We start from the raw sequence: 3686 nt of genomic DNA, 5'->3' as shown, positions 1-3686 counted from the left end.
TCTGATTCAAAGTTAATATCTGACGCTTTAGCATTCTCTTTAAACCAGATTTCTACTGGAAGTCTAGTGATTAAGTCTATTACTACTCCCATCTTTCCGGCTAATTTACCAATTGGGACATCGGCTAAACTCTCTAACTTCTTGAATATTGCTTCTAGCGGTGAGCTTCACAGGCAAACTCATGATTTGATAATCTTTTAAGACTAGAGATCTGGTCGGTGGTCACGCGAATAACCATGTGTAATATTTATTGGAACTGGCTCTAAGTCTTCTTCATCTTTCTTTTGGCGATCTTCCGGTGATGAATCCTGCTCTAATAGCATATCTACCTCGGAATTCTGTTCTATTTCTGCCTCTTCTAATTGTAAATATTTTCCATGAACTGCTATATTTGTTCCATCAATATGTGCGATCTTTGTCTCGATCTTAAATCTTTTAGCCATCAAGCTCGCTAGTTTAATAAATAGTATTGTTATTCCATATTCATAGAGCTGATCTAGTACTCTGCCGCTCCGACTATCATTTAGGTATTCTGCTTTTATTCCTGCCCCAATTAGATGTTCTGTTGCTTTTCCTTCAAAAAATTCACTAAACAAATATAGCGGAGCTGTGAGAAATCCCATACAGTTGATAATCATTGCTTTGACTATTTGACCTGCGCTAACTTTCTCCCTGCCATCAGTTTCGATCTCTTTGTCAATCACTTCTACTATTCCAATCTCGTCCACAATTCCAGCGATGATTCCCAAATGATCTAGATCTTGCACATCTATTTGAACTTTTGTGTTCATTTTTGGTATTTTAAATCCACTTTATCTAAAATAACTTTTTTACGATCTAACCTGCTGGATGTAGGTTAAGTGCTGCTCATCGATTTATTGCCGCAAAACTACATCAAGCAGTAACCTTGAGCGAACTGTGGGATGGGATGTGATTTTATTGCCGCTAAGTTATTGACAAAAACTCATTTTATCCTAACTTTCTCGTGCTTCTTTAATATCCAATAGGCTAACAATTATGCCGGAGATCGGCACCGACAAGAAGATGCCGAGTAGCCTTGAAACCTGCGTTCCAATCAAGAGCGCAAAGAACACCACAACAGGACTCAGATGCACAGTATTTGGCATGAAGCGCGGCGAGACTCAAAATAGTGAAATACCATCACAACAGCCCAACCGGAAGCAAAGAGCAGCAGAAAGCGAACTAACGCATTGCTACTGATTTGATTTACATCCATTAAAGTATTGCAAGCAGAAATTATCGTATTATGAACTGATATTTAGGTATTAGGAAGAAGTGATATCTTTCGCGGAGCATCTTCACCGAAAAATCGCGATTAAACTTCTTGTTTTATCTCTTCCTATTAGTAGAAATTACGCTATAAAAATAAAAGCTAACGCAAAACCGATCGCTAAATCTCGCTTTGCTTCTGTTTTGAGGGGATAAATAACCTTGACTCCAAAAGCGATCGAATGCAGCATCGGTGTTTGTGCGGTTTCTCAACTGCTGCTCGATCGTTTCGATAGTGTTATCGCCATCTTTTCCAGCAAAAGGATGATGTTGGATTAAGTTTTGACTCCGCTCTCGTAATTGAGATAATAAGGTTTCGATTTGTGGGGAATTGACACCAAATTGAGCTACTTGCAATTCTAACAGTGCCACGCGATGCAAATACGCCTGAGTTTCAGGATGAGGTCGAACGCCTTTAATCGGATCGTAGAATTGCACTAGGGCGGGCGTAGCTTGCAGATCCAGCGAGCGGAGCGTCAAATAGCTCAGATCGAAAAATACTAAAGCTAAATTAATTAGTGCGAATACAGCAATAGATCGTTCCAACCAAAAGTAGCGACGATCTAAGGATTTCCGATCGGTTAATTTAGATAACATCATTCACCTCAATACAAGTAATTAAATCTCGGTTAATTCAGTTTTCTCGACTTCCATCAACAGCGATAGTTCTCGATCTAACCGACCCGCTTGCACGAGTTGGGCATAAGTATCCGCCTCAATCGCGAGCAACTCGTCTCGCAGTTGTTCGGCAATAATCGTCTGGAGATCGGGGTAATCATTTTGGAGATCTTCTAATTCTGCTTGCAGACGAGTTAGCTCTCCCTGAGCTAGCGATCGTTGATATTGATAAAAATCGGGTTCGACTCCAGGATGTCGCTCGATTTCGCCTAAATGTTCTAGTACCCGATTGAGGGCAGTCTGATGGGCGATAATCTCCAGATAATGCTGACGCATCGGCTGGTCGCCGAGCAAGTCTAGTCGGGCAAGCAAGGGCTGAATGGTCAATCCTTGGACGAGGAGGGTAAATAACACCGCCCCAAAAACAGTCGCCACGATCGCATCTCGTCCTGGAATATTTTCGGGTACGCTCAATGCCAAAGCGATCGATACTGCCCCCCGCAATCCTCCCCACCACAGCACCGTCCGCTCTGGGATGGAAATTTTTTCTGTACCAGCCAGACGGTTACTCAAACTGCCGAGTCCGTAGATCCCGATCGCCCGTGCTGAAATCATCGCGGCAATTGTCACCGAGATCGCCACCCAATTTTCAGCCAAAACTGTAAAGCGAATTCGATCGCCAATTAGCAAAAAGACAATCGAATTGACAAAAAAGGATAAAAATTCCCAAAACTCACTGACGATGACACGAGTGCGGGGGTTCATGCCGATCCGCGAGCCAAAATTACCCAAAATTAGCCCCGTCGTGACGACCCCAATCACTCCCGATCCGCCTAATTTCTCGGCGATTAAATAGGTGCCATAGGCTGCCACCAGCGTGAGTGACTGCTCCACCAAAGGTAGATCGAACCGTTGGGTGAGATAAGAGATCCCAAACCCAATTAGTGCCCCAGCAACTAGCCCGATTCCCACCACCATTACCAACTGGGTCACAATTGCCACAATCGCTAAATTGGCGGTGCCCTGGGAGAACGCCACCACAAATCCGAAGGCAACAACCGCCATCCCATCATTAAATAAGCTTTCACCCTCCATCAAGGTAGTCAACCGTTTATCGACACCCAACTCCCTAAATAGAGCCGTCACCGACACCGGATCTGTTGCTGCTAGACTCGCCCCAATTAGTAATGCCGTCGTCACAGATAGCCCAGCTAGTTGATTCAGACCGATCGCTACGCCTACAATTGCAATAATTGTCCCCAATACTGCATAAAGACAAATTGGGATTAAATCCTGTTTTAGCCGCGACCATTTCAAGTTCCAAGCCGCTTCAAACAAGAGTGGTGGTAAAAAAATCAGCAAAATTAATTCAGGCGAAAGTTGAACTAATCTGACATCGGCAACAGCCAGCCCTAATCCGACAATTACCAGTAGCAGTGTATACGGAATGCGGCGAAACCAGCTCAGAATTTGAGGTATAATTGCCACACTTAAAGCAACCAATAGGACTAATAAAAATTGCTCTAGATTTTCTTCGATCGCTACTTTTTGTAAACTTGTTTCTATCATTTCTAAATTTAGATTAAATTGATTCAACTTGAGTCTGATGGTCAGATGGCTCACTTTAGCTTTACTGGGGCTGAAGTGACTCTGCAACTGGACGGACGATCGGTGGGGGTGCAGGTGTTGGGGATGTTTTAAAAATAGCTGTTAACGCTTGTTGAAGTGTTTGCGCCATCACAATCCGGTTTTCATAAGCGACAATTACCCGAATTAGA

3 protein-coding genes and 1 pseudogene are annotated in these 3686 nt (G+C 43.3%); all 4 read right to left on the bottom strand.

Going from position 1 to position 3686, the window contains the following annotated elements:
* A pseudogene (locus ACEW9I_RS18360) lies at nucleotides 1-164 on the bottom strand (IS4 family transposase); the annotation flags it as partial.
* Nucleotides 165-203: 39 nt separating this feature from the next.
* Nucleotides 204-791: a DUF4277 domain-containing protein gene (locus ACEW9I_RS18355; RefSeq protein WP_373541778.1), complete on the bottom strand. Its 588-nt coding sequence runs from the start codon at nucleotides 789-791 to the stop codon at nucleotides 204-206.
* Nucleotides 792-1350: 559 nt separating this feature from the next.
* Nucleotides 1351-1890 (bottom strand): hypothetical protein, encoded by a 540-nt coding sequence (locus ACEW9I_RS18350; protein ID WP_373541777.1) that lies wholly within the window; start codon nucleotides 1888-1890, stop codon nucleotides 1351-1353.
* 18 nt (nucleotides 1891-1908) lie between these two features.
* The gene (locus ACEW9I_RS18345; RefSeq protein WP_373541776.1) at nucleotides 1909-3477 is read right to left on the bottom strand and encodes a cation:proton antiporter; all 1569 of its coding nucleotides are present in this window, start codon (nucleotides 3475-3477) and stop codon (nucleotides 1909-1911) included.
* Nucleotides 3478-3686: the final 209 nt, after the last annotated feature.

This window comes from Chamaesiphon sp. (assembly GCF_041738855.1).
Lineage (GTDB): Bacteria > Cyanobacteriota > Cyanobacteriia > Cyanobacteriales > Chamaesiphonaceae > Chamaesiphon.
This window is presented reverse-complemented; position numbering and strand designations above follow the sequence as displayed.